Source organism: Photorhabdus kayaii (assembly GCF_025384895.1).
In the GTDB taxonomy this organism is placed as follows: Bacteria; Pseudomonadota; Gammaproteobacteria; order Enterobacterales; family Enterobacteriaceae; genus Photorhabdus; species Photorhabdus kayaii.
The window spans coordinates 16,551-41,995 of the sequence record NZ_JAJAFZ010000019.1 but is presented as its reverse complement, the minus strand read 5'-3'; the positions used below and the strand labels follow the sequence as shown (position 1 = coordinate 41,995).

Annotated in this window: 24 protein-coding genes and 1 tRNA gene; 17 read left to right on the top strand and 8 right to left on the bottom strand. The window is 41.5% G+C overall.

The features are described 5' to 3' along the window. Positions 1-129: 129 nt before the first annotated feature. Positions 130-1,536, bottom strand: a complete 1,407-nt coding sequence (gene cycA, locus LGZ98_RS09555; protein WP_113043977.1) for a D-serine/D-alanine/glycine transporter — start codon at positions 1,534-1,536, stop codon at positions 130-132. A 252-nt stretch (positions 1,537-1,788) separates the two neighbouring features. Here cycA and LGZ98_RS09550 point away from each other — a divergent pair. Next, positions 1,789-1,864 (top strand) — tRNA-Lys (locus tag LGZ98_RS09550). Between the two features lie 180 nt (positions 1,865-2,044). Here the strand turns inward: LGZ98_RS09550 and LGZ98_RS09545 are convergent. Both LGZ98_RS09545 and dsdC read right to left on the bottom strand, forming a co-directional pair. Next, entirely contained in the window at positions 2,045-2,593 is a 549-nt protein-coding gene (locus LGZ98_RS09545; protein ID WP_113043976.1) for an Ail/Lom family outer membrane beta-barrel protein, read from the bottom strand. 273 nt (positions 2,594-2,866) lie between these two features. After that, positions 2,867-3,805, bottom strand: coding sequence for a DNA-binding transcriptional regulator DsdC (gene dsdC / locus LGZ98_RS09540; protein ID WP_113043975.1), 939 nt, complete (start codon positions 3,803-3,805; stop codon positions 2,867-2,869). A 250-nt stretch (positions 3,806-4,055) separates the two neighbouring features. On the opposite strand from dsdC, the gene dsdX reads away from it, so the two are divergent. Further along, a complete protein-coding gene (gene dsdX, locus LGZ98_RS09535; RefSeq protein WP_113043974.1) occupies positions 4,056-5,393 on the top strand; it encodes a D-serine transporter DsdX in 1,338 nt (445 codons plus the stop codon). A 416-nt stretch (positions 5,394-5,809) separates the two neighbouring features. Beyond that, on the top strand, positions 5,810-7,141 hold the full coding sequence (locus tag LGZ98_RS09530) for a D-serine ammonia-lyase (RefSeq protein ID WP_113043973.1): 1,332 nt from the start codon (positions 5,810-5,812) through the stop codon (positions 7,139-7,141). A gap of 194 nt (positions 7,142-7,335) precedes the next feature. Here the strand turns inward: LGZ98_RS09530 and LGZ98_RS09525 are convergent, their stop codons facing one another. Beyond that, positions 7,336-9,057, bottom strand: coding sequence for a phospholipase D-like domain-containing protein (locus LGZ98_RS09525; RefSeq protein ID WP_262978012.1), 1,722 nt, complete (start codon positions 9,055-9,057; stop codon positions 7,336-7,338). Between the two features lie 535 nt (positions 9,058-9,592). Between LGZ98_RS09525 and LGZ98_RS09520 the strand changes: the two genes are divergently transcribed. From LGZ98_RS09520 to LGZ98_RS09505, 4 genes are all read left to right on the top strand, one after another. Continuing rightward, positions 9,593-9,829 carry a TA system antitoxin ParD family protein gene (locus tag LGZ98_RS09520; RefSeq protein WP_011146234.1) on the top strand — a complete coding sequence of 79 codons (237 nt, stop codon included), beginning with the start codon at positions 9,593-9,595 and terminating at the stop codon, positions 9,827-9,829. Continuing rightward, a complete protein-coding gene (locus LGZ98_RS09515) occupies positions 9,798-10,127 on the top strand; it encodes a type II toxin-antitoxin system RelE/ParE family toxin (RefSeq protein WP_262978011.1) in 330 nt (109 codons plus the stop codon). The genes LGZ98_RS09520 and LGZ98_RS09515 overlap by 32 nt, the downstream gene beginning before the upstream one ends. 231 nt (positions 10,128-10,358) lie before the next feature. Beyond that, positions 10,359-11,414, top strand: a complete 1,056-nt coding sequence (locus tag LGZ98_RS09510) for an alkene reductase (RefSeq protein ID WP_262978010.1) — start codon at positions 10,359-10,361, stop codon at positions 11,412-11,414. A 354-nt stretch (positions 11,415-11,768) separates the two neighbouring features. After that, on the top strand, positions 11,769-12,122 hold the full coding sequence (locus LGZ98_RS09505) for a nuclear transport factor 2 family protein (protein WP_262978018.1): 354 nt from the start codon (positions 11,769-11,771) through the stop codon (positions 12,120-12,122). Positions 12,123-12,184: 62 nt separating this feature from the next. Here the strand turns inward: LGZ98_RS09505 and LGZ98_RS09500 are convergent, their stop codons facing one another. Then, positions 12,185-13,225, bottom strand: a complete 1,041-nt coding sequence (locus LGZ98_RS09500; RefSeq protein WP_228902673.1) for a LacI family DNA-binding transcriptional regulator — start codon at positions 13,223-13,225, stop codon at positions 12,185-12,187. Between the two features lie 286 nt (positions 13,226-13,511). Here LGZ98_RS09500 and LGZ98_RS09495 point away from each other — a divergent pair, with 286 nt between their 5' ends. The 3 genes from LGZ98_RS09495 to LGZ98_RS09485 are packed head-to-tail and all read left to right on the top strand — an operon-like array spanning position 13,512 to position 15,542. Further along, positions 13,512-13,955, top strand: coding sequence for a PTS sugar transporter subunit IIA (locus tag LGZ98_RS09495; protein ID WP_113044364.1), 444 nt, complete (start codon positions 13,512-13,514; stop codon positions 13,953-13,955). A 28-nt stretch (positions 13,956-13,983) separates the two neighbouring features. Next, a complete protein-coding gene (locus LGZ98_RS09490; protein ID WP_113044365.1) occupies positions 13,984-14,271 on the top strand; it encodes a PTS sugar transporter subunit IIB in 288 nt (95 codons plus the stop codon). Positions 14,272-14,285: 14 nt separating this feature from the next. Further along, positions 14,286-15,542: a PTS ascorbate transporter subunit IIC gene (locus LGZ98_RS09485; RefSeq protein WP_262978009.1), complete on the top strand. Its 1,257-nt coding sequence runs from the start codon at positions 14,286-14,288 to the stop codon at positions 15,540-15,542. Positions 15,543-15,861: 319 nt separating this feature from the next. On the opposite strand, the gene LGZ98_RS09480 is transcribed toward LGZ98_RS09485, so the two are convergent. From LGZ98_RS09480 to LGZ98_RS09470, 3 genes are read right to left on the bottom strand one after another with little or no spacing between them, the layout of a single operon-like run. Further along, positions 15,862-16,557: a helix-turn-helix transcriptional regulator gene (locus tag LGZ98_RS09480; RefSeq protein WP_262978008.1), complete on the bottom strand. Its 696-nt coding sequence runs from the start codon at positions 16,555-16,557 to the stop codon at positions 15,862-15,864. Between the two features lie 20 nt (positions 16,558-16,577). Continuing rightward, entirely contained in the window at positions 16,578-16,772 is a 195-nt protein-coding gene (locus LGZ98_RS09475) for a hypothetical protein (RefSeq protein WP_262978007.1), read from the bottom strand. Further along, entirely contained in the window at positions 16,738-17,409 is a 672-nt protein-coding gene (locus LGZ98_RS09470) for a helix-turn-helix transcriptional regulator (RefSeq protein ID WP_262978006.1), read from the bottom strand. Before LGZ98_RS09470 ends, LGZ98_RS09475 begins: the two co-directional genes overlap by 35 nt. Before the next feature lie 569 nt (positions 17,410-17,978). Here LGZ98_RS09470 and LGZ98_RS09465 point away from each other — a divergent pair. From LGZ98_RS09465 to LGZ98_RS09435, 7 genes are all read left to right on the top strand, one after another. After that, a complete protein-coding gene (locus LGZ98_RS09465) occupies positions 17,979-18,140 on the top strand; it encodes a hypothetical protein (protein ID WP_228903221.1) in 162 nt (53 codons plus the stop codon). A 709-nt stretch (positions 18,141-18,849) separates the two neighbouring features. Beyond that, positions 18,850-19,470 carry a tyrosine-type DNA invertase gene (locus LGZ98_RS09460; RefSeq protein WP_262978005.1) on the top strand — a complete coding sequence of 207 codons (621 nt, stop codon included), beginning with the start codon at positions 18,850-18,852 and terminating at the stop codon, positions 19,468-19,470. A gap of 347 nt (positions 19,471-19,817) precedes the next feature. After that, positions 19,818-20,945, top strand: coding sequence for a fused PTS fructose transporter subunit IIA/HPr protein (gene fruB / locus LGZ98_RS09455; protein WP_262978004.1), 1,128 nt, complete (start codon positions 19,818-19,820; stop codon positions 20,943-20,945). Between the two features lie 72 nt (positions 20,946-21,017). Next, positions 21,018-22,685 (top strand): PTS fructose transporter subunit IIBC, encoded by a 1,668-nt coding sequence (gene fruA, locus LGZ98_RS09450; RefSeq protein WP_262978003.1) that lies wholly within the window; start codon positions 21,018-21,020, stop codon positions 22,683-22,685. A gap of 152 nt (positions 22,686-22,837) precedes the next feature. Further along, positions 22,838-23,743: a GntR family transcriptional regulator YhfZ gene (gene yhfZ / locus LGZ98_RS09445; protein WP_112876922.1), complete on the top strand. Its 906-nt coding sequence runs from the start codon at positions 22,838-22,840 to the stop codon at positions 23,741-23,743. 23 nt (positions 23,744-23,766) lie between these two features. After that, the gene (locus LGZ98_RS09440) at positions 23,767-24,123 is read left to right on the top strand and encodes a PRD domain-containing protein (RefSeq protein WP_113043461.1); all 357 of its coding nucleotides are present in this window, start codon (positions 23,767-23,769) and stop codon (positions 24,121-24,123) included. A 117-nt stretch (positions 24,124-24,240) separates the two neighbouring features. Then, the gene (locus tag LGZ98_RS09435; protein ID WP_262978002.1) at positions 24,241-25,419 is read left to right on the top strand and encodes a YhfX family PLP-dependent enzyme; all 1,179 of its coding nucleotides are present in this window, start codon (positions 24,241-24,243) and stop codon (positions 25,417-25,419) included. Positions 25,420-25,445 lie beyond the last annotated feature (26 nt).

Genomic DNA, 25,445 nt, shown 5'->3' with positions numbered 1-25,445 from the left:
TGCATCGCGACGGCAAGGGAGTGAATCCCCGGGAGCATAGCAAACTATGCGACCGGGGTGAGCGAGTGCAGCCAACAAAGAGGCAACTTGAAAGATGACGGGTATATAGATATTAAGGAGTTGAATAAGTTAGCTGTACAAACGTGTTCTACGTTTTTTTACAATTTGAAAACCGATAATTAAGACCAGAAACCAAACAGGCGTGATGATTAATGCCTGGCGGGTATCATCCCGTAAAGTGAGTAATATCAGAACAAATGCAAAAAATGCCAGACAGACCCATGACATGATAATACCCAATGGCATTTTATAGGTTGAAGCCTTATGTAATGCTGGGCGACGTTTCCGGTAAACCAAATATGAGCATAGGATCATGCTCCAAATAAACATAAACAGAATGGCTGAAACGGTAGTGACTAGGGTAAATACATGCATAACATCAGGAATTAAATAAATCAGCACCACACCACAGGATAAACATAAACAGGTGAAGATTAACCCTGATGCAGGCACAGAACGGCGTGAAAGGCGGCTGAATTGCTGTGGTGCATCGCCTTCTTTTGCTAATCCAAATAGCATGCGGCTGGTGGAGAAAACCCCACTGTTTGCTGAAGAGGCGGCGGAGGTTAATACCACAAAGTTCACGATACTGGCGGCAGCGGGTAAACCGATTAGAACAAACAGCTCAACAAAAGGACTTTTATCTGCAATGATTGAACGCCACGGTGTGACTGACATAATAATTATCAGCGCCAGCACGTAGAAGGTGATAATACGAATCGGGATGGCATTAATGGCTCTGGGTAGCGATTTCATTGGATCTTTAGTTTCTGCGGCCGCGGTGCCTACTAATTCAATGCCCACAAAGGCAAATATAGCTATCTGAAATCCGGCAAAAAATCCACTTAACCCTTTGGGAAAGAATCCACCATCATTCCATATATTTGCCAGTGAAGCGGTATGACCGGCTGGAGATTGAAAATGCATGCCAATCAGAACAGCACCTGTCACGATTAAAGCGATAATGGCAACGATTTTTATCATAGCGAACCAGAATTCCATTTCCCCGAATAATTTCACTGTAGCCAGATTAAGGGAGAGCAGCAGTGAAACACAGAGTAGGGAAGTAAGCCATTGTGGAAAATCTGGTTGCCAATAGCTGATATAGGAAGTGATTGCGACTACATCGGCGATACCGGTAATGACCCAACAAAACCAATAAGTCCAGCCGACGAAAAAACCTGCCCAGGGCCCGAGCAAATCGGCGGAGAAATCACTGAATGATTTATAATTCAGGTTTGAAAGCAATAGTTCACCCATTGCGCGCATCACGAAGAACAGCATGAAACCGATAATCATATAAACGAATATGATCGATGGTCCGGCGAGAGAGATTGTTTTCCCTGATCCCATAAACAGACCCGTGCCGATGGCGCCGCCAATAGCGATAAGTTGTATATGCCGGTTGCTTAGATTACGTTGCAACTGCGTTTCCCCGGTTTTAGCGGAAAGTGAAGTGTGTATATTTTCTGCCATAGTATATAGTATCCAATATTTTCTTAGGTAAATTGTTACGGCTCTTTAAGTGGCCTTATATATGATGATGTTTGCGAAAAAGATTGTGACACAGATTACTATAGTAATAACAGTCTGATCTCACTTTAAAAACAAATTGGTTGCAATTTAACTTGTCAATGCTGTTGGAATTGAATGTGAATTATTCTTTTAGAAAAAAATAGCCATAATATATTGACGCTAGCTTTGTATCGGGGAATAATTGCTCATATTGGGTTGTTAGCTCAGTCGGCAGAGCAGTTGACTCTTAATCAATTGGTCCGGGGTTCGAGCCCCCGACAACCCACCAAGTTAAGGCCAATTAAATGCGTTAATTATCGGCGGCTACTCATTGTTGATAAGCTTTCTTAAGCGAGGGTTAGGCTTTCTGGCATGTAGAATTGAGTTAAGATTATTTCGATAAATCACCAAGATTGTCAATTTTGTGGAATATTCAACCCTGGTGATGATACATTGCTCATTAATTAAATTAGAAACGATAGCCGACAGTTATATTAAAACCGTTAGTAGATAAGTGATCTTTCTCATTTCCGTCTTTAATACTAAAACGGCTACCTTCATAACCGGCGGTAATTGAGGTATTGGTAGTTGGGTTGATAATAAAACCCGTTCCCCAACCTAAAGTATTTTTGCTTGTTGATTCTTTCTCGATATATCCACCACTATAGTGGGCAGTAGATTTATCATTTATTCTGGATAGCCCGAGTTGCCCATATAAACTAATATAGTCATTAATTCTATAGGTTGGGCCAATCATTAAAGAATAGTACTTTAAGTCATCCCTTGTGTAATATTTTGTTTCTTTTTCATTTCCTTTAGCAAAGGTAAATGATGATAATAGCCCCCATTGATCATCAAGCTCATATCGGTAACTCAATGTTGCACCATTTAGTGCACTTACATCTTGTGGTTTCACATAGGCGTATCCGATTGAGGCTGTATGTTGTTCTGCTTGAGCAGGTAAAGCTATCGCAGATACAGAAAAGATAACTCCACAGCTTAATAACAATTTTTGCATTTCATTACACTCTATATACTTCTAAAATAAACGACTTTATAATGCATTTAAACGATTTGCTTACTAGCAGTTGTGATGAGTATCATAACTTACACCATGAGTATATATTTTTTGATTAAATTTAGATGTTATTTTCAAATCATTACATTGTTACTGACTTTTTAAGGATAGAAATAGTGAAGAATAAACTCCGTTGTTAAATTCTGTGGCGACTAACTGTCGCCACTTAAAATAGAGCGGGTTTGTTATATCCGTTAATGGTTGGCTATATTTTTATTTGTCTATAGTTGATTTTAGCCATTGGATAAAGGCATTGACTTTCTCATTCTGTTGTTGAGGCAGGGTACAGGTATAGTAATATTGTTGACATAATACTTCAGTGTTGGGAAAGGGGGCGACTAATTCATTGTTTTCAATTTTTTCCCAAATCATATTTTTTCTTCCCATTGCAACACCTGCATGGTGTATTGCAGCAACGGCAGCTAAATCGGAACGATCAAAGACAATACATTTTTGTGATGGCTCCAGTGTAATGCTAAAGTGTTCTGCCCAAGTATTCCACTCTTTGGTATCAGAATCGTAGCTCCATGCTTGTTTATCATGCAATAGTGTGCAGTATCGTAGATTATCAATATTTCCCATTAGATTATGTTGTTCGGCATACTGCGGGCTACAGACCGGGGTAATATACTCACTCATCAGATATTGATGTGATAATTCGTTGGATATAATATCATCAAAATAGATCGCAAGATCGATACCATAACCGCGGAAATTCACATTTTCATTACCGACTAAGATGTTCAGGTTAATGGATGGATATAGCTGATTAAAATCAGCTAATTTAGGCACTAGCCAGCATTGAGTAAAGGTCGGACGGGAGTAAATAGTCAGGTTACCCGATAACTCCTGATTTTTTATTTCCAGAATTTCCTGATTTAGGTGTTCCAGCGTTGATTTAATTGTCCAAAATAAACGCTTTCCTTCACAAGTTAATTCAATTTTTCTGTGAAAACGTTGGAACAGTTTGAATCCTAACTCTTGTTCCAGAGAACTGATTCGATGGCTGACCGCACTGGCAGTGATAGCTAATTCGTCAGCAGCCAGAACAAAAGAGCCGTGACGAGCGGCTATCTCAAATGTATGCAGCTTTGATAACTGGCTTCCATTGAGTAACTTATTTACAACCATGAAATTATCATCTGTGTACATATTTATCGTGTTTCTAGTTCATCGACGACGGATAAGACGGATAATATAACCGTATCATTAAGGCGGTATGTTTCAGATAGTTTTAGTGATTTAAATCGCAAATAAAGTGAAAATTTTGATCGGTATCACTGAATTGGCTCAATCTGATTCATGCATGGCTATGTATTAATCATTTGTCAAAAATTGAATATTCATATTCAATAATGAAAATTCGTGAGACGAACAAAGGTTAACTGTGGGGAATGATTAAGTGGATTCACAACCTTGGGTGATTGGTACGTTACTCACAAGTATTGTGTTAATTGTATTTACGATAATTAAATTAAAGATTCACCCTTTTCTTGCTCTATTGTTAGCCAGTTTTTATGTCGGTGCTTTAATGGGAATGAACCCTGTTGAAATGGTGAGCGCCATTCAAGGGGGAATCGGGGATACGTTAGGTTTTTTAGCCGTAGTGATTGGTCTGGGGACCATTCTTGGTAAGATGATGGAGATATCCGGCGCGGCAGAGCGGATTGGTATCACATTGCAAAAATGCCGATGGCTGTCACCTGATATCATTATGGTACTGATTGGTTTGGTTTGTGGTATTACGCTGTTTGTCGAAGTTGGGGTGGTATTGTTAATTCCACTGGCATTTTCTATTGCCAGGAAAACCAATACGTCACTGCTGAAATTAGCGATCCCATTATGTACAGCGTTGATGGCGGTTCACTGTATTATTCCTCCACACCCGGCTGCATTATTTGTGACGAATAAATTGGGTGCGGATATTGGCTCGGTGATTATTTATGGGCTGATAGTTGGCCTGTTTGCCGCTTTGGTGGGTGGTCCATTATTTCAGAAACTTCTCGGTAACCGTCTGCCTTTTAAATCGATTCCGGCTGAATTTTCTGAAATTGCAGTTCGTAAAGAAGAGAATTTACCCTCTTTAGGCATCACATTGTTTACTGTGTTATTGCCAATTGGGTTAATGTTGGCTAAAACGGTTACTGAATTAAATATGGAAAAAGGTACCACGTTTTATACGGTGCTGGAATTTATTGGTAATCCTATTACAGCCATGTTCATTGCCGCGTTTGTTGCCTATTACACCTTGGGCATCAAGCAAAATATGGGAATGAGTACTCTGTTGATGAAAACGGAAGATTGTTTTTCTTCTATCGCCAATATTTTATTAATTATCGGCGCGGGCGGAGCATTTAATAGTATTTTAAAAGTCAGTGGCCTTAGTGATACATTGGCTGTTATTTTGTCGAGTCTGGATATGCACCCAATTCTTTTGTCTTGGTTGGTAGCCATTATTTTGCATGCGGCGGTTGGTTCAGCAACAGTCGCAATGATGGGGGCAACAGCGATTGTTTCGCCTATGCTGCCGCTATATCCAGATATTAGCCCTGAAATCATTACATTGGCTATTGGTTCAGGTGCTATCGGCGGTACTATTGTGACTGATTCACTGTTTTGGTTGGTTAAGCAATATTGCGGAACAACGCTCAGTGAAACTTTTAAGTATTATACAACCGCAACATTTATTGCTTCTGTGGTTGCGTTGGCTGGGACGTTTCTTCTTTCTACCATCGTGTAATGGCTACCATTATGTAATGGAAAGAAGTAACCGTTCAGCTTGAAAAATAAGAATAAGAAGTGCGAAGTGTCAATACCAGGGAAGCCTATAAAATAGGCAAATTTATATCTAAAATAATAAACAAGATAAACATTAACGTAGTAATCAAAATAAGGGGAAGATAAAAAATAAAGTATGATGTGCTGATATTTGTAGGAAGTTGCAGTAAATATAATAAGAAATTCTAATAATCAAAAAAGCAAGAGTTGTTTTTATATACCCTATGGATTTCAAGATGCATCGCGGCGGCAAGGGAGTGAATCCCCGGGAGCATAGATAACGATGTGACCGGGGTGAGCGAGTGCAGCCAACAAAGAGGCAACTTGAAAGATGACGGGTATATACCAGGGAAACACTTATTTTAGGTTAATACATATATGAAAAGTACTGAAATTCAACAATTACTAAATGAACATCCGTTAGTAAAAAATTTGATGGAATTAGAGGAAATCTTCTGGTTTAACCCTTGTAATCCCACCTTGAAAGAGGGATTGCCTTTTGTCGGTTTGGGCGCTGATGATGTTAAGGATGCTGAAGCACGCTTGGATCGTTTTGCGTCTTATTTATGTAAAGCTTTTCCAGAAACAGCCGTCACACATGGCATTATTGAATCAGAAATAGTGGCTATACCTACGATGCAAAAAACACTGGAGCAACATTATGGTATGGGTATCACAGGGAACATTTTGCTTAAAAAAGACAGCCACTTGCCCATTTCCGGTTCGATTAAAGCCCGTGGTGGAATTTATGAAGTGTTAACTCACGCGGAAAAATTGGCATTACAGGCGGGGTTGCTTTCTGAAAACGATGATTACAGCAAACTGTTTTCAGAAGAGTTTAGACAATTCTTTAATCAATACAGCATTGCTGTAGGTTCTACCGGCAATTTGGGGCTGTCCATTGGTATTGTCAGTGCAAAATTGGGCTTTAATGTCAGCGTACATATGTCTGCCGATGCTCGTGAATGGAAGAAGCAAAAGCTACGTTCACATGGGGTCAATGTCGTGGAACATGAGCTAGATTATGGGGTAGCCGTGGCCAGAGGGCGTAAAGAAGCTGAATCTACTCCTAACTGTTTCTTTATTGACGATGAAAACTCCCAAACGTTGTTTCTGGGATATTCTGTCGCAGGTGGACGGGTAAAGGCGCAGTTTGAGCAGATGAATATTGTGGTTGATGAAGATCACCCACTATTCGTTTATTTGCCGTGTGGTGTTGGTGGCGGTCCTGGTGGTGTTGCATTTGGATTGAAACTGGCTTTTGGTGATCATGTGCACTGCATTTTTGCTGAACCGACCCATTCTCCCAGTATGTTGTTGGGGGTATATACTGGTTTGCATGACAATATTTGCGTACAGGATATCGGAATCGACAATATCACTGCTGCCGATGGTCTTGCGGTAGGCAGGGCTTCCGGCTTTGTTGGGCGAGCGATGGAACGTTTGCTGGATGGATTTTATACTGTTCAAGATCAGGAAATGTATAATCTGTTGGGCTTACTGGATCGTGATGAAGGTATCCGGTTAGAGCCTTCGGCGTTAGTTGGGATGGCGGGTCCTGCTCGTGTGAGTGGAAACCTTGATTACCTGAACAATAAGAACCTTTCAGCAGAAAAGATGAAACAGGCTACGCATTTGGTTTGGGCAACCGGCGGTGGTATGGTGCCCGATGATGAAATGACAAAATATTTGGTGACAGCCAAAATCTAATTGGTCTTTTTCACAGGGGCAATCCGGTTGCCAGCATCTGGTTTATCAGGTTCAATATCTTGCTGGCCTCCAGATTATTACTGAAAAACGCGTTGATTTGATTTCCTACTCTGAAAAGTCATCTCCTTAATGTTTTTCAAGTAATATTCCCGCCAGCAGTTGGCGGGAATATATCAGTACACTGGTTACTTACATCAAACATTTTTGTAATTAAATGAATGTGTTCCTGAATATTTCCACAACGGTTCCCAGTAGGATTCTATGAAAGCCTTCACCGCATCTTCTCCCTCAATAAGATAGTTGAACTCCGAAAGATAACCCGGATAGAGATTATCAGAACCAACCACGTAGAGTTCATCATCAATTATTGTTACTTTTGCATGATTCCCAGGAGCAGGGGGAACTTTGGGATATACCGGACCACTTGCTTTAATTAAGGATCGGAATGGGCGTCCTATAGCACCTATCTGTGGGGGTCTTTCAGCAAGAGACGGTTCTTTTAGCGTAGCAGTATAAGAATTTTCATCCGGGGTTGGCCATTTGTATGTAGTGCCTTCAATCAAAAGATCTTCAGGTACTTTGTCTGTAAAGAAAAAAGGGGCAACCTCAATTCTCTTCAATGCGGCTTGCCTGATTCCATCAGGATCTTCCAGCTTCTCATCGGTATGCTCATTATGTGTCAAATAGTATTTAAATATTTCAAACGTTCTTTTGGCTCCAGAACCAAAAGAATATTGATCACCAGCAGCACCAGCTGCTGCATCAAGTGGCGATACAACAATTTGAACTTCCAGTTCGGGGTTGGAAAGTAATGCTTCGATTAACCATCGGCACACATGATGATCTTTCCATTGTTTTTTCCATGCACTGACAAGATCCTGTTGGGACATGCGGATTTTTTTCTTTGCATTCTTTATTATAAACTCTTTCATTATTTCGGAGCCTTTTTTATAATCCGTTCGCATATCAGGCCCAGACCAATATTTACCTACGGATAATATCCTGCTTGTTTTCTTATATTCTGGGTCCTTAGGTGGATTTTTTAGGCATTCTTCTTTTTTTCTGTCTATATATTCAGTAATGTGCTCTTTTTTTAATGGATCTGCTGGCTTTCCCACAATACCATTTGCATTAACCCATCTATTTTCATCTATATCAAAGAATTCTTTAGTTAAGAGATCTGTATCAGCCTCCCACATGTTATTTAAAAATAATTGTGAGCTTAATGATGCCGTTCCTATAACTTTAACAGAGACATCATGAACTGGAGGGTAATTTTTAAAAAGATCCATATTTAAATTATGGCCCCCGACAAATGACTCAATTCCATCAACTGCGATAATTTTTGTATGATTCCATGTCATTCTGGTATCATCTTCTGGAAACATTTCTTCTGGCAGCGCTTTCTTCTCTAATGATACTTTAAGTCCGTCTACTATCCTGTAAAACCGACCAATCCATATTTCAGGTATACACTCCCAATGATCTCTCCTTTCTTGAATTAATTTAATAATATCATTCTTCAATGCCAGATATTCAGGGGTACCTTCAAAGTATGAATTCACACCGTTTAATAAAGATGTCGGTGTTTGAGCGAATAAGAACCTTATCTGAGTTCTCTCCTTCCTGTTTATTTTTTTGGTAAATGCGCTATCAATAGCTGATAGGATAACTTTTCTCCACTCTGCATCCGGGGCATTTAAAGAGGAAATATCACAGCGATAACGCATGTTTTCCAGAATGCTTACAATAGCATCTTCAAATTCCGCTGCTCTTTTAACCGCCTGTGGCATTATCTCTTTTCCAAAAGGAAGCCCCCATATTTTGGGAGTATCAAATATTTTTACATAGTTGATTTCACTTGTTTTATTAAAGTAACCGTCCAGTTTTTTTTGTAAACCATCCAATAAATTCATATATACATCCTCCAAGCAACAATTTTTTTACATATCAACCAACAGCCTGCCAGCATCAGGCAAGCTATTTATAATCATAATCAATTTTTGAGGGGGGGAAGTTAAAAAAGATAGAACCGACTTCGCATTTTTAAAGGGGGGGGATAAATCGACTTTTCTGAGCCATATACCCGTTATCTTTCAAGTTGCCTCTTTGTTGGCTGCGCTCACTCACCCCGGTCACATAGTTTGCTATGCTCCCGGGGATTCACTCCCTTGCCGTCGCGATGCATCTTGAAATCCATAGGGTATAGATCCGTAATTCAGGCGATATCAACAATTCAATGAAGCCAGTTTTATTGAGGATGAAAATAAAATTGGCCTTTCTGTATCTTATTGCGTTGAGCGGGGGATTTTGAGAGGTTCCCTTTTATATCATGGGAATAGAGATATCGAAATTGTAATTAATAATTGCATAATGCGATAAAATGTTGCATTTTATACACGTGCATTTTATAACGCATGTAGTACAAAATCCCAGAGGGGTAACTAAACTATGGCTATCAGTATACGTTTGGATGATGATTTCGTGAATGATGTAAAAATTCATGCAGAAGCTTCAAGCAGAAGTGTACCTAAGCAAATCGAGCATTGGGCTAAGATTGGCCGCATTGCGGAGGATAACCCTGATTTGCCGTACTCTTTTATCCTTGATTCTTTACTGGCAAAAAGCGAAGTCAATAGCGGTAAGGTGTCGCGTTATGTCAGAAGGACAAAAAGATCCAAAGATTGAAGTTTATGAAACAAGACGTTTCTCTAAGGCATTATCTAAGTTATCTGAGGATCTTCTTACGATAGTAGAAGATGAGATTGATAGAATAATTGATAATCCTGAGATCGGTGAGCAGAAGAAAGGTGATTTAAGTTTCCTTCGAGTTCATAAATTTCAGTTAAATAACCAGTTAACATTGCTTGGTTACTGTTGGGTTGAAGAGAAAATAGAGTTATACCTGCTGAACTTTGGCTCTCATGAAAATTTTTATCAGGAACAAAAGCGACACAGAAAAGCAGATTTAAAACTCATTGGATAGGGGCTAGGGGCTCTATCCAATAAAGCGCGTTTCAAGGCTGCGTATTGCGTGGCCTTTTTTACACCACTCATTCAATAAACCCCTATTTATTTAAATCAAAGGCTACAAGCGGTATATATCATTCTCAAACAAAGTCATTGTTGTATTAGTTTGTTTCTGGTATGACCTGGCTATGCAGCTATTGATGATTTGCAACGAAGTGCATTTATTAATCTATATGAGAGAAAAAATATGCCTACACTTTTTGACCCAATTCGCATTGGTGATCTCGACTTGCCAAATCGCATCTTTATGGCTCCTCTGACACGTAACCGTGCAGAAGGAGAAGGGCGTGTCCCTAATGCGCTAATGGCGGAATACTATGCTCAACGCGCTTCCGCTGGTTTGATTATCAGCGAAGCGACTTCCGTAACCCCACAGGGAGTTGGCTACGAGAATACGCCGGGTATTTGGTCGGATGAGCAAGTTGCTGGCTGGCGATTGGTCACGGATGCTGTGCATGCTGCTGGTGGGCGTATTTTTATACAGCTTTGGCATGTGGGGCGGATATCGGACCCTGTTTTCCTTAATGGAGAACGGCCGGTGGCGCCAAGTGCAATTGCGGCTGAGGGTTATGTTAGCTTATTACGCCCAAAACGTCCTTTTGTGGTTCCTCGGGCGCTTGAGTCTGAGGAGATTCCCGGCATTGTTGAAGCATTCAGACGCGGAGCGGAAAATGCGAAAACGGCCGGGTTTGATGGAGTAGAAATACATGGTGCCAATGGATATTTGCTCGATCAATTCTTGCAAGATAATGCTAATCTGCGCACAGATCAGTACGGAGGTTCAGTCGAAAATCGGGCTCGGTTGCTGCTGGAAGTGACAGACGCTTGTATTTCGGTTTGGGGATCAACACGTGTTGGTATGCATTTGTCCCCACGTGGTGGTCATTACTCTATGGCGGATTCCAATCCTGTGACGACGTTTGGATATGTAGCACGTGAACTTGGTAAACGAGGTATTGCTTTTATCTTCTCACGTGATGCTGTGGTTGATGGTGACTTAAGTAAGGTGATAAAAGAGGCTTTTGGGTCAACCTATATTGCTAACGAGGAACTTACTAAAGAAAGTGCCGAGCAAGTTCTTGCTGACGGCCGGGCTGATGCAGTGGCTTTTGGTCAATTATTCATCTCCAATCCAGACTTACCTCACCGGTTTTTAGCTAAAGCGCCATTTAATGAACAACAACCGGAAACTTTTATGGTTCCTGGTGCTATAGGCTATACTGATTATCCAGTGCTTACCTAGGTAAGGGGATATCTTACCCGCAGTGGATAGCCTAACATGAAAGATATTCGAATTGTTTTTCGGGGATGTTAATTTAAAGCTTTAATGGCGCTTTTTGGTTGAACGTCCCAAGATATCCGGCTGGCTCATTTTATAAGAGCCGGTCATATTTCATTGCAGGATAATTTGAAGGAGAATGATAATGTCAGATTCATTAAATGTATACCCTATGGATTTCAAGATGCATCGCGACGGCAAGGGAGTGAATCCCCGGGAGCATAGCAAACTATGTGACCGGGGTGAGCGAGCGCAGCCAACAAAGAGGAAACTTGAAAGATGACGGGTATATCTATTGTTCGTCGTTTTTACGACTCTATGGGTGATATTGATGTTCTTCGCCAGATCATGGCGAGCGATATTATTTGGGATGTTACCGAAGGATCTCGGTATGGTGGGGTTTATGAAGGGATTGAGGATATATTAAATAATTTTTTTGTGCCGTTTTTAAATGATATTGATGAGTTTATTGTGGACAGTTCTGAATATTTTGAGTCAGATGATCATGTCATTGTTCTGGGTAATTATTTGGGACGGGTGAAGCGTGGCAAACGGTTCATTTCTCGTTTCGTTCATATATGGACAGTGCGGGATGGGCGGCTAGTTAAATTACAACAAACTGCCGATACGCTTCAGATTGAGCGTGCTCATGCAGATTATGCTATTCGGTGACATCGGTTATTATGCCGGCAATATTAACTGAGCCAAACAATAGCATAGGGTGATCAATTTTACTAAGCACTTTGTCTAGGCTCGAACTTATACGAAAATAGGTGATATCGGTTGTTTTGATGTTTTGTTTCATCTTCACCTTGTTGAGTGAGCAGTTTTATCAGTAATTTTCCGGTGTCCCTGCCTATTTGGGGATAATCAATGCGAATTGATGTCAGTGTTGGCTGTGTGTGGTCACAGTTATTTGAACCATCCAGACAAGCAACAGCCAAATCAGCGGGTATTTTAAGTAGACGCCGCTGACATTCAAACATGACACCTAGGGCAATCACTTCGTGACTGCAAATCACACCTTCCAGTTCAGGTTGACGTAATAACATTTCAGTAATTGCCTGGCGACCAAATTGCATGCTAGCAGTATCCGAGGTAGTGATATTTTGGTCAGCATTCTGATAGTGATGCAGCATGGCTTTATGCCAGCCATTAATTTGCTGATTGCGTAAACGGCTATCCATTTGGGCGCCAATATAACCGATATGCTTGCGGCCATTATTCAACATATGTTCAGTCAACGTATAGGCAGCCGCGGAAAAATCGGTTTCTATATTAATTGCCGTCTGCTGTTGATGAGAGTTTGCAACATTAATAATGGGAATATTGATATGAGAAATATTGCTGTGGGTTTTATCTGCCAATAGCGAACCAAAAATCACCAATGCGACTGCATTGCTTTGCAGTAATGTCATGATAATTTCAGCTTCTTTATTATGGTCATATTCATGACATCCAAGTAAAACTTGAAAGGCATGTTTATTCAGCACTTGTTGCAGTGACTGTATAAATGTAGCACTAGCTTTATCTGTCAGTGAGGGCACAAGTACTGCAATAATATTACTTTGGCCCGAAGCAAGTACGCCGGCAGCGCCATTTGGGATATATCCCAATTTTTGTATAGCGTGTTCAATTTTTTCTCGCAATTTATCCGATACCACTTCTGGTGTTCTCAATGCGCGTGAAACTGTCATTGAACCGACACCGGCATACTTAGCAACATCTTGTAATGTTACTCGCCCTGTATTACGGCGTTTTCGTGTCTTTTTCATCAAAATATTTTTCTATTTTTTTAATTAGCGGCTATAAATTTGACGATGGGATTCTACCTGATCTCAGGCAAGCCGTGGAGGAAAAAACCATGATGTACTTTCGCTTTCTGGTGAATTAATCAAATAACAAATGATAGCGCTATCACAATTATGAGTTACTATCATAGATAGCGCTATCATTTGTGACTAATATCACTAGCAGAAGATAGAAGATAGAAGATAGAAGATAGAAGATAGAAGATAGAGAGTAGGTAGAGTGGAATGAGATTTTAATTAGGGGAAATTGATGCTAAAGACGTTACTCACCCAAGATGTGATCCAAGTGATACCGGATGCTAAAAATTGGCGTGAAGCGATTGCGATTGCTTGTCAGCCTCTGGTGGAAAATGGCGCCATTTCTGCTTGTTATATTGATGCTATTTATCGTTCGCATGAGGTAATTGGTCCCTATTATGTTGTTGGGCCGGGAATTGCTATGCCACATGCCAGACCGGAACAAGGGGTCAACAAATTAGCTTTAGCGTTAACTGTGATTAGCAAAGGAGTGGAGTTTGGTTCTGAAGAAAATGATCCGGTTAATTTGTTGATTGTCTTGGCAGCAACGGATAGCAACAGCCATATCGAAGTGATCGCTAAACTTGCCGAACTATTTGATAATCAACAAGATATTGCATTACTGATGAGTGCCAAAAGTAAAGAAGAGATTCTTGCCGTGATTAACAAGTATTAAGTCGTTATTTTTGCTATGGGGTAACAGTATGAAAATCACTGTCGTTTGCGGACATGGGTTAGGTACCAGCTTGATAATGGAAATGAGCATCAAAAATATTCTGAAAGAGATGGGAATAGATGCCAGTGTTGATCACGTCGATCTGGGGTCAGCAAAAGCAACTCAAAGCGACATTTTTGTCGGGACTAAAGATATTGCAGAACAACTGGTTATTCAGGCAGTCGATGGCAAAATTGTTGCGCTGGACAATATGGTGGATAAATCGGCAATGAAAGTACGTCTGTCCGTGGCATTAGTTGAACTTGGTGCACTGTAACCGGGGAGGTTGTCATGGAGTTTTTTCATTTTCTGATGAGTGATGTTCTGTCAGAACCTGCGATTTTGGTGGGGGTTATCGCGCTTGTTGGTTTGATCGTGCAAAAGAAACCGGTGACTGAATGTATCAAAGGTACCATAAAAACCATTATGGGGTTTTTGATCTTGGGGGCGGGTGCTGGATTAGTCGTCTCTTCACTGGGGGATTTTGCTGAAATTTTCCAACACGCTTTTGGTATTCAGGGAGTCGTACCAAACAACGAAGCAATTGTTTCCATTGCGCAAAAGAGTTTTGGTAAAGAAATGGCCATGATCATGTTCTTTGCTATGGTGATCAATATCTTGATTGCGCGTTTTACCCCGTGGAAATTTATCTTTCTGACTGGGCACCACACATTATTTATGTCCATGATGGTCGCGGTGATTCTGGCAACAGCAGGGATCAAAGGCTCGATGCTAGTGGCTATTGGTTCTGTGGTTGTTGGCGTTGCTATGGTTTTCTTCCCGGCGATTGTCCATCCATATATGAAGAAAATAACAGGTTCTGACGACGTTGCCATTGGGCATTTTTCCTCGCTTTCCTATGTTCTCGCGGGTTTTATTGGCAGCAAACTAGGAAATAAGGCCCACTCAACCGAAGAGATGAATGTTCCGAAAAGCTTGCTGTTTCTGCGTGATACACCGGTTGCCATCTCTTTTACGATGGCGATTATTTTCATGATCAGTTGTTTATTTGCTGGCGGTGATTTTGTGAGGGAAGTCAGTGGTGGGAAAAATGGATTTATGTTCTCGCTAATGCAATCTATTACCTTTGCCGCAGGTGTATACATTATTCTGCAAGGTGTGAGAATGATAATTGCAGAAATTGTTCCTGCATTTAAAGGAATCTCTGACAAACTGGTACCCAATGCTAAACCTGCGTTAGATTGCCCGGTTGTCTTTCCTTACGCTCCTAATGCAGTATTGGTAGGATTCTTGAGCAGTTTTGTGGCTGGTGTTATCGGTATGTTTGTCCTGTATGCACTTGGTATGACGGTCATTATTCCCGGCGTTGTGCCGCACTTTTTTGTTGGTGCGGCGGCCGGGGTTTTTGGTAATGCGACAGGGGGGAGTAGAGGCGCTATTCTCGGGGCTTTTACTCAAGGCTTTCTGATTACCTTCTTACCCGTATTTCTGTTACCCGTTTTGGGGGATATCGGTATTGCTAACACGACATTCAGTGATGCTGACTTTGGCGCATTGGGCATTCTGTTAGGTATTATTGTTCGTTGATTGTGGAATATCTGGATCTTGGAATTGAAACAGGGTCATAAACACCCTGTTTCTTGCCAAAATATTGATGTAAACCATTCGACCATGATAAAGCACCCGTCAGTGCTCATGAGAATTTCTTGGTTTCATCGTTTTTTATATAAAGTCTTCAACAGAAATAGAAAAGTAAATTTTCAAAAAAATGATTATTTAGTCACGTTTTTAGCCCTTTATTTTGATTTATCAAATTGTTATCCATATATCAGTTAGGGGAAATTTAAGCAAAATTCAGGTTAATTAAACAGGTCAGAGAGAAATATGTAATAATGAAATCGATTATTTATAGCAAAATATGGCCTATAGATTGAAGATATTGGGGGGGAATATAAAGATCATAACTATTCTCTTTGCAAAGTGTTCTTAACTCAATTGCTGAGCTAACTGATAGTTTCTCATAGATACTTTCGAAATATTTTTCCACAGTGCGATATGAAATTTTCATTTCGTCAGCGATATATCTATTACTAACGCCACGGCAGAATAAAAAAATGATTATCCATTCTTTCTCTTTTAATATATTGTTAGGTTGTTGAAATCGAATTGATATAGGAATATTGTTCTCCATATAATGAGATACAGTAAAATTATGTATTTCTCTTGCGTGAGAAATTATACCAATACACTGTTTATTTTCATCCATTAACGGATATTTATCACAGAAATAGGATGTGGCTTGTTCATTTTTTGCTTGAGGGTAAGTGCTAAGAGATGATATTCGTTGCATACCCTGTAACACCTTATGATCATGTTCCTCAAAAAGATGAGAGAATTGATTAACTGGCGAAGGTAATTCTTTATCGGTATACCCAATAATATCAAGATTTTCAGGTAGCTTATTAGCTTTGATAAACATTTTATTTGCATAAATAAAGCGGAACTCCTTATCTTTTACAAACCACGGTTCTGAGCTTTTATCCCACATATTAGTTAATTGAGGAGTAATAAAAGGGACTTTTTTACATCCTGATTGACTCATATTTGACCTTTATAACATTATTACCTTATATACCCGTTATCTTTCAAGTTGCCTCTTTGTTGGCTGCGCTCGCTCACCCCGGTCACATAGTTTGCTATGCTCCCGGGGATTCGCTCCCTTGCCGTCGCGATCCATCTTGAAATCCATAGGGTATAAAAAATTTGAATAAATAGACGATATTTATAAGTAAGACAATAAGAACCTTTTTGGTGCATAGAGATCAAAACTATTTAGTCGGCAATATTCCTCCAGTTGTGAGTCTGAGTTAACTTTCAATTTATTGTAAATATTTCTTATATATTCCTCTATGGTTTTATGTGAAATTTTGAGTAATTGACAGCTTTGTTTCCTACTATATTTTTGTAGAAAAAGAAAGACAACTTCCCATTCTTGTTCAGTAAGGAGATGAGTCGGCGATTGAAACATAATAGAAGTAGGTAGTTTACTGTGAAATAGCCGAGTCAATGAATTATCCTGAACTTTCCAGGCATGGAAAAGAATACCGATGCATTCACCTTTACCATCATCGAGTGGAAATTTTTCCTGGAAATAAGATGATAAAACCTTATCTCGCCCAAATACATGTGTCTCTAATGATAAAATACTTTCTCTATTTTTTATTACCTGCAAATCATGTGTAATAAAATCTTTGGCAAATTCATTGCCCCTCCAGGGAATATCACTATCATATTTACCCTCATAATCATAGTTGGCATTTATATTTTGGAGTTTAATTAATGCACTATTACCATAGAGAAAACAGGAAGATTTATCTTTTACTCCCCACGGTTCATTGCTTACTTCCAATGTGTTGATTATTTGTAACGAAATAGTTGGATTTTTTCTAGTCATATTTGTGTAATATTTTGATTTAGGAAAACATAATGCTTTCTTGTTGCAAAAATTTTTCTGGTGTGTCGAGATCAACATCGTTAAGACAACAATATTCTTTTTGTTTTTGGCCGATGTATTTTTGTAAAATCATGACTATTTTCCCACATGTAAACTAATTGCGGAGTGATATTATTTTGTTTGTTTAACATGACAACTCCTTAATGAGTCTTTAAATCATTATCTGAAGCGTTTTTTTAATGATTACACTTAAAATAACCTGAATATATAAGAGATTGCAATAATTAATTGGTAAAGAAATAAAATTTATTGATTTTTACACATATCTGTTAATTAAATGGTTTATTATTCTGTGTAAAAAATACCTCTATGTAAAAAAATATAAGTATTAATATTGTTTAGTTCTGAAATTATTTAAGTTGTCTTTATACAGGTTTGATTTAATCCTTAACATCTCTTTCTCTGTTTTTACTTTCCTTGGCTGTCGAGATCATATTGTATATACCCTATGTATTTCAAGATGGATCGCGACGGCAAGGGAGTGAATCCCCGGGAGCATAGGTAACTATGTGACCGGGGTGAGCGAGCGCAGCCAACAAAGAGGCAACTTGAAAGATGACGGGTATAGTGCAAAGTGCACACCAGCTAGTGAAGCCAATGGATTAGCAGATGAGCGGGTAGAGGATGCGGATCACCGGTCAACGTCAATTAACGGGAAAAGTCACATGTAACTTTTAAACGTGTGAGTACACTCGCAAACCAAATTTTGTTGCAAATGATTGGCGGAGGAGGGCAATAATGGGTCATAATATTGAGGTTTAAAAAATTTATAAAAGGCATCATTGATGACGACATGGATAAAATCTGGTAGTGGTTTGAAAAGCTGAATGCTGAATATTGTATCTAGCTGATATACCAGATTATTCTGCATAGAGGATCATCTACCTTGTTACCAGTTTGTTAGATTTGCTGTCTGCCGGGTTCCTCTAGCAAAGATAGAGAGATTAAATGTTTATCGGAAGCCGGCAAACATTGCTGCATCAACATCCTTCCTTAGTGATTTGAACCAGATATCAATCTGACGGACATGTCCTTTTGTTAAAATGGTTATTGAGCCTATCGCAGCGATTTTTGTTGGTAATTCTAGCCAAAAAGCCTTATTTGGTGGGGATCGGTTAATTGAATCACTATTTTTCTTTTGGCCTTGTGATGGTAAGAATAGGGGGGGATTACCGGAGAACAGACATTGAATATCTATCCATTACGCAGCTTGAGAATAGAGCAAGTACAGAAACAGAGATTTCATACAGTCATCTGCCGCCATTTCGGTGCAGGTTTAATTACTATGGGGGATTTAGGGTTGGTTCCGGGTCTTAATCAGTTACAGATAACGCAGCGTGTTAAGTGCGTTGAAACAAAGAATATTTGGGATAGACCATAATGGGTCAGCGAAGACATCTAACGCAATACGAAGTGGAAAGAATGCTGGAAGTGGCGAAAAAGGGCCCTAATGGGGAGCGCGACTATTGTCTGGTATACATGAGTTTTGTTCATGGCTTACGTGTTAGTGAAGCCAGGTATCTACGGATATCTGATCTGGATTTGGAAGATGGCAGTTTGTATATCCGGCGTTTAAAAGGCGGATTTTCTACTATTCATCCTCTGTTAGGCTATGAAATCCAGGCGATCAGGGAGTGGCTAAAAGTCCGTAAAACCTTCCGAGGGGCAGAAAGTGATTGGTTGTTTCTGTCACGCAGCGGAAACCCACTGACTCGCCAGCGCATTTATCAACTTATTAGTCAATTAGGACGATTGGCTAATATTTCCGTAGGCTCTCATCCGCACATGTTGCGCCATGCCTGTGGTTTTGCGCTTGCAGATAGGGGGATAGATACTCGGTTGATACAAGATTATCTTGGGCACAGTAATATTCGCCATACAGTACGCTATACCGCCAGTAATGCAGAGCGTTTCCACGGTGTTTGGGGTGTAAAAAGGAATCGGAGTCGGGAATTACACTTTGATTATGTCCCACAGGAAAATGCTTGTTCAATTGAATAAGTGATTCTGATGTATGCGCCTGTTAAGGCGCATACATAAAAACCATCTGTAGAGCTAACTTCTCTCCTTCTTACTGATTGACGGCCAATGATTTCATTAATGGCACGTGAGTTATTGGTTTACCAAATCTCTTAAACCGAAGATAGAAAAAAAACGATGGCAGGAAAAATGTGAGTAATCTCAAAAAATTGCGATTTTATTTCACATAAGTATTGAATGAAAATTAGTCATGTTCCACACTCGTTGAAACGTTTCAGTTTTTTATCTCTTTTTTCTTTTATTGGACTTAATGTTTTTTTCTCTACGTAAACTGAAACGATTCTATTTTTGGTAATAGGGAGAAAATTATGTTCCAGTTGGCTCTGCAAAATATCCATACTGGTGCAATTGCAACCAGTAAAGAAGATGCCATTCGCCAAGTGGCGGCCATGTTAGCCGCGAGTGGTAACGTCAGTGATGCCTATGTTGACGGCATGTTGCAACGTGAAAAGCAAATTTCCACCTACCTTGGCAACGGTATCGCCATTCCGCATGGCACGCTAGATACCCGTGATCTGGTCATGAAAACCGATGTACAGGTATTTCACTTCTCACAGGGTATTGAATGGGATCAAGGCGCGATGTGTTATGTGGTTATTGGTATCGCCGCGCGTTCCGATGAGCATTTGGCACTACTGCGTCAGTTAACACACTTACTGAGTGATGATCGTATTGCAAAACAGCTGAAAACTATTGAGTCAGCACAGGTACTGCATAGCTTGCTAATGGGAGAAGTTCAGCAGGCTGAGTTTAAATTCGATACCAGCTTGATCACGTTAGATGTTAATGCCCGCGATCTGATGACATTACAGGCATTGAATGCCGGGCGGTTACAGCAAGTGGGGGCCGTAGATACGACCTTTGTCAGCAAAGTGATTAACAGCAAACCCCTGGATCTTGGGCAGGGCATTTGGCTCAGTGATAGCCCCGACGGTAACTTAACCAGCGCTGTGGCAGTGAGCCGATTATTCACGCGGGATAACGAGCCGGTGGTGATGTTGCTGACGGTTGCGATTGCTGACGACCAACCGCTAAATGTGTTGCACCACTTAAGTAACTTGCTATTAGCACAAAAAGCGGAATGTTTGCTGAAAGCTGATGCGCCGACAGTGCTGACATTACTGACCAGTGGCGTACTGGCGCAGAGCGCCATATCCAGCGGGGAATTTGTCCTGTGCAACGAACATGGCTTACATACTCGCCCAGGTGCTCTGTTGGTTAATGTTATCCGGCAATTTTCCAGTGAAATTACCATCATCAATCTTGATGGTGCCGGTCAACCGATAAACGGCCGTAGTCTGATAAAAATCATGGCATTGGGCGCTAAAAAAGGCCATCGGCTTCATGTTACTGCCAATGGTGATGATGCGCAGCAGGCGATAGCGGCCATTGGTGAAGCGATTACTTCCGGTTTGGGGGAGGGGCCGCGAGAGTAGAAATCCCCAATTTGCCGTGATAATGGCGCGCGTCGATCTACAACCCTTTTAGCTAACAGCAGGAGAAGCATGATGAAAATGCTGCTTATCGTTGATTCTTCACTCGGACTTGCCGGAAGTTATCTGGTGAAAACAATCCTCAGTGCCGCTGCGGCGGAAAACGGACTGATACTAACAGAAAATCCAGCAGAGGCCGATTTGGTGGTCGTGACTGGCAGTCGCATCCCCACCGATAACACATTGAACGGTAAGCTTGTTTATCTCGGAGACACGGAACAGGCATTGCATGCGCCGAAAAATTTCTTTCAGCAGGCAAAAGCTGACGCGAAGCCGTATCAGATACCGGCAACTGACATCAGTTGTGATACAAAACGGATTGTCGCGGTGACTGCTTGTCCTACAGGGGTAGCGCACACCTTTATGGCTGCGGAGGCCATCGAAACCGAAGCCAAAAAGCGCGGTTGGTGGGTAAAGGTGGAAACGCGCGGCTCAGTAGGTGCGGGCAATGTTATTACGCCGGAAGAGGTGGAAAAAGCGGATCTGGTGCTAGTCGTTGCCGATATTGACGTAGATCTGGCGAAATTTGCCGGAAAACCGATGTACCGCACCTCCACCGGGCTGGCGTTGAAGAAAACAGCGCAAGAATTTGATAGCGCGCTAGTCGAAGCCAGGCTTTTCGAACCGGAAGGGCAAAATGTTAAAACTGACCGGAGGGAAGAGAATACCGGTATCTATCGTCACTTGTTGACGGGCGTCTCTTATATGTTACCGATGGTGGTGGCGGGTGGCCTGTGCATTGCATTGTCATTTGCTTTTGGCATCACTGCATTTAAAGAATCGGGTACATTGGCGGCGGCGTTAATGCAAATCGGTGGTAGCTCAGCTTTTGCTCTGATGGTCCCTATATTGGCTGGTTACATTGCTTTCTCGATCGCTGATCGCCCAGGTCTGACACCCGGTTTAATTGGCGGCATGTTGGCAACTAGCACGAACGCGGGATTTATTGGCGGTATTATTGCGGGTTTTCTCGCCGGTTACGTAGCGAAGTTGCTTAACACCAAAGTGAAATTGCCGCAGAGTATGGCAGCATTGAAACCGATCTTGATCATTCCGCTATTTGCTAGCCTGATCACCGGCCTGATTATGATTTACGTTATTGGTAAACCCGTCGCCGGTATCATGGCGGGGCTAACGTATTGGCTTTCTCATATGGAGACAACCAACGCACTCCTGCTAGGAGCCATTTTAGGCGGAATGATGTGTGCTGATATGGGGGGAGCGATAAACAAAGCTGCCTATGCGTTTGGTGTCGGTTTGCTTAGCTCGCAAACCTACGCGCCAATGGCTGCCATTATGGCAGCGGGGATGGTTCCCCCGCTGGCTATGGGAGTGGCGACACTGATTGCCCGGCAGAAGTTCGATAACGTTCAGCGGGAAAGTGGTAAAGCCGCATTGGTGTTAGGTTTATGTTTTATTTCCGAAGGCGCGATTCCCTTTGCTGTTCGTGATCCGATACGTGTGCTTCCATGTTGTATCGTTGGTGGTGCGGTGACGGGAGCCATCTCTATGGCAATAAGTGCGCAATTAATGACACCGCACGGTGGTCTGTTTGTGCTGTTGATTCCAGGTGCTATCACACCAATACTGGGTTATTTGATGTCGATTATCGCCGGTACTTTGTTGGCAGGATTGATCTATGCACTGCTTAAGCGTCCAGAAACGACCACAACTAAAACATAAAAACAGAAATTATTAGTTATCAAACTAAAATCATTGAAATTTCAGAAAATTACCTATTTATTCGTGACTTCATTCGCATTTTTGCTATTTTCCGATTGTTATTTGCCGCCTTAAATTGGATATAAATATATTCAAAAAAATGAAGAGTTATTATGAGTCATGGGCTGCTTAAAAAAGAGGGGGTTGCACAAGCATGCTTGGCACGTTATCTGCTAGGTGAGCGCTGTGGTAATCGGTTGAAAACGATTGAAGAGCTGTCATCTGACTATGGATTATCTGTTGGGTTAGTTCAGTTTGCATTAAAAAAACTGGAGAGTTCTGGCGCGGTTTATGTGGAACGACGGGGGCGCAATGGTAGCTATTTGGTCAGTATGGATCACAAAGCACTGTTAGCCCATGCTGATATTAGTAACGTGGTTTGTGCAATGCCGCTGCCTTATACCCGATTGTATGAGGGGCTGGCAAGCGGTCTGAAAGCGCAATTTGAGGGCATTCCATTTTACTTCGCCCACATGAGAGGTTCAGATGCTAGGGTGGAATGCTTGCGTAAGGGTATTTATGACTTGGCGGTGGTATCACATTTGGCGGCTCAAACTTATCTGGAACAAGGTGATGTTTGTACTGTACTTGAATTGGGACCACATACCTATGTTGGTGCACACCAACTGATTTATCGCAAAGGAGGTGAACATAACATCCGTCGTGTTGGGCTGGATCATCGTTCTGCCGACCAGAAAATCATGACTGAAGTGTACTTTGCCGGGCAGGATATCACGTTGGTGGATATTTCTTACCACGAGAGCCTGTATAAGGTAGCGAAAGGTGACATTGATGCCGTGATCTGGAACGTCAGCAGAGAAGTTGAACTCAGTTCCAGGGAGCTTATTGCAGTACCGCTCCATGGAAGTGCATGTTTTATCCGAGCTTCTGAAGCGGTGATTTTAACCAGAGCTGATGACATTCTGATGCAACAACTTTTACGTACGATGGTAAATACAACAGAGTTATTAGTTCATCAACAACGTGTACTGGCAGGTCAGCAGGACCCAAGCTATTAATTTAGCATAGATGGCGTTAACGAATGGAAAATCGACTGAATTTGCTCTATCAGGGAAAAGTCATTGATCAGGATATTCATGATGGCATGTTACAAGTTGTGGCTCAGCTTGAAAACGATTGGGAAATTCCTGTCAGGAATGCGTTAGGAGAAATAGTAATAACACATATGGCCAACGCGTTAATGCGCTCACGCCGGGGAGAACAAATCAGTTCAATGGATATTGAACTGCTGATGGAAGTGCGTCAATCGAGAATCTTTTCTCATTTGCAAGCGATTAATGCTTCGCTATTAGTACATTTTGACGTGCAATTACATCCCTGTGAGGAGGGGTATCTGCTGGCAAATTTGTTTAGCCTTTGGGCGGCAAAGGGGCAGTGATAACACGACAACAGAGATGAAGGATTTTTTTTTCCATCAAATATTCAAAAAAATGATGATTTAACATCTAACTTATTGCAGTGGCATTGATCGCCGAAGGAGTACAGGAGGTACAGCATGTTTATACATGCGCTGAACAAACAAAATCCGGCACTGATTGAGGCAGCCCAGACATTATGGGCGCGAGGGGTCTTACTGCCTGATACTTATGTTATTGACGTTGATCAGGTTTTAGAAAATGCCAGACGATTGCTTGCGGTAGCGGAGCATTATGGTATTGCTCTTTATCTGATGACCAAACAGGTGGGGCGTAACCCTTGGTTGGCTCGTAAACTGATGGAACTGGGTTATCAGGGTGTCACCGCGGTGGATTTTAAAGAGGCCAGAGTCTTGATGAATGGGAATATCCCGGTTAGTCATGCAGGCCATCTGGTACAGATCCCTCGTAATATGGTCTCCTCAGTGATGCAGCAACATCCGAAAGTGATCACAGTATATTCTTTAGAAAAAGCGGAGGAAATTTCCAGTTTGGCGCAGCGTGAAGGAAATGTGCAACGCATTATGCTGAAAATCTATGATGATCATGATCATTTATATCCAGGTCAGGAAGCGGGTTTTCACTTGTCGGAATTGCACACCATCGTTCAGCGCATCATGGCAATGCCCGGTGTAAAACTGACGGGATTGACACATTTTCCTTGCTTGTTGTGGCAAGAGGATCAGCAGCAGACACTGCCGGCGCCAAACTTATTTACTTTACTGAAAGCAAAAGACATTTTACGACAAACTGGGGTTGAGGTGACGCAGATAAATGCGCCGTCGGCGTCAAGCTGTAGCACACTGCCGCTACTGGCAAAGTATGGCGTTACCCATACCGAGCCTGGACATGCGCTAACAGGAACAATCCTTGCCAATTTTCGGGGAGAGCAGCCAGAGCGCATTGCTATGCTCTATCTGACGGAAATATCCCACCGATTTAACGGTAACAGTTACTGCTATGGGGGCGGTTATTACCGTCGTGGACGGGCGCATAACGCGCTGATATTCCTGCCAAACGGCCAGATCACCGCCACGCACTTGTTACCGATGGATGACACCAGCATTGATTACCATTTTCCTCTGAGCGGTGAATTTCCGGTCGGCTGTGTTGTCGTGCTGTGCTTTCGCACCCAGATATTTGCTACTCGCAGTGATGTGGCGTTGGTTAGCGGTATCCAGTCAGGGCATCTGGTCTTGGAAGGGCTTTATGACAGCCAAGGAAACCCTATCCCGATTAATAGAGAAAATGGCCTGTGAGCAGACGCAGTTCCACTCTCTTCGTC

Coding starts and splice junctions, on each gene's coding strand:
- cycA (WP_113043977.1), bottom strand. CDS start 1,536: ATGGCAGAAAATATACACACTTCACTTTCCGCTAAAACCGGGGAAACG.
- LGZ98_RS09545 (WP_113043976.1), bottom strand. CDS start 2,593: ATGCAAAAATTGTTATTAAGCTGTGGAGTTATCTTTTCTGTATCTGCG.
- dsdC (WP_113043975.1), bottom strand. CDS start 3,805: ATGTACACAGATGATAATTTCATGGTTGTAAATAAGTTACTCAATGGA.
- LGZ98_RS09530 (WP_113043973.1), top strand. CDS start 5,810: ATGAAAAGTACTGAAATTCAACAATTACTAAATGAACATCCGTTAGTA.
- LGZ98_RS09525 (WP_262978012.1), bottom strand. CDS start 9,057: ATGAATTTATTGGATGGTTTACAAAAAAAACTGGACGGTTACTTTAAT.
- LGZ98_RS09520 (WP_011146234.1), top strand. CDS start 9,593: ATGGCTATCAGTATACGTTTGGATGATGATTTCGTGAATGATGTAAAA.
- LGZ98_RS09515 (WP_262978011.1), top strand. CDS start 9,798: ATGTCAGAAGGACAAAAAGATCCAAAGATTGAAGTTTATGAAACAAGA.
- LGZ98_RS09510 (WP_262978010.1), top strand. CDS start 10,359: ATGCCTACACTTTTTGACCCAATTCGCATTGGTGATCTCGACTTGCCA.
- LGZ98_RS09505 (WP_262978018.1), top strand. CDS start 11,769: ATGGGTGATATTGATGTTCTTCGCCAGATCATGGCGAGCGATATTATT.
- LGZ98_RS09500 (WP_228902673.1), bottom strand. CDS start 13,225: ATGAAAAAGACACGAAAACGCCGTAATACAGGGCGAGTAACATTACAA.
- LGZ98_RS09495 (WP_113044364.1), top strand. CDS start 13,512: ATGCTAAAGACGTTACTCACCCAAGATGTGATCCAAGTGATACCGGAT.
- LGZ98_RS09490 (WP_113044365.1), top strand. CDS start 13,984: ATGAAAATCACTGTCGTTTGCGGACATGGGTTAGGTACCAGCTTGATA.
- LGZ98_RS09485 (WP_262978009.1), top strand. CDS start 14,286: ATGGAGTTTTTTCATTTTCTGATGAGTGATGTTCTGTCAGAACCTGCG.
- LGZ98_RS09480 (WP_262978008.1), bottom strand. CDS start 16,557: ATGAGTCAATCAGGATGTAAAAAAGTCCCTTTTATTACTCCTCAATTA.
- LGZ98_RS09475 (WP_262978007.1), bottom strand. CDS start 16,772: ATGCACCAAAAAGGTTCTTATTGTCTTACTTATAAATATCGTCTATTT.
- LGZ98_RS09470 (WP_262978006.1), bottom strand. CDS start 17,409: ATGACTAGAAAAAATCCAACTATTTCGTTACAAATAATCAACACATTG.
- LGZ98_RS09460 (WP_262978005.1), top strand. CDS start 18,850: ATGGGTCAGCGAAGACATCTAACGCAATACGAAGTGGAAAGAATGCTG.
- fruB (WP_262978004.1), top strand. CDS start 19,818: ATGTTCCAGTTGGCTCTGCAAAATATCCATACTGGTGCAATTGCAACC.
- fruA (WP_262978003.1), top strand. CDS start 21,018: ATGAAAATGCTGCTTATCGTTGATTCTTCACTCGGACTTGCCGGAAGT.
- yhfZ (WP_112876922.1), top strand. CDS start 22,838: ATGAGTCATGGGCTGCTTAAAAAAGAGGGGGTTGCACAAGCATGCTTG.
- LGZ98_RS09440 (WP_113043461.1), top strand. CDS start 23,767: ATGGAAAATCGACTGAATTTGCTCTATCAGGGAAAAGTCATTGATCAG.
- LGZ98_RS09435 (WP_262978002.1), top strand. CDS start 24,241: ATGTTTATACATGCGCTGAACAAACAAAATCCGGCACTGATTGAGGCA.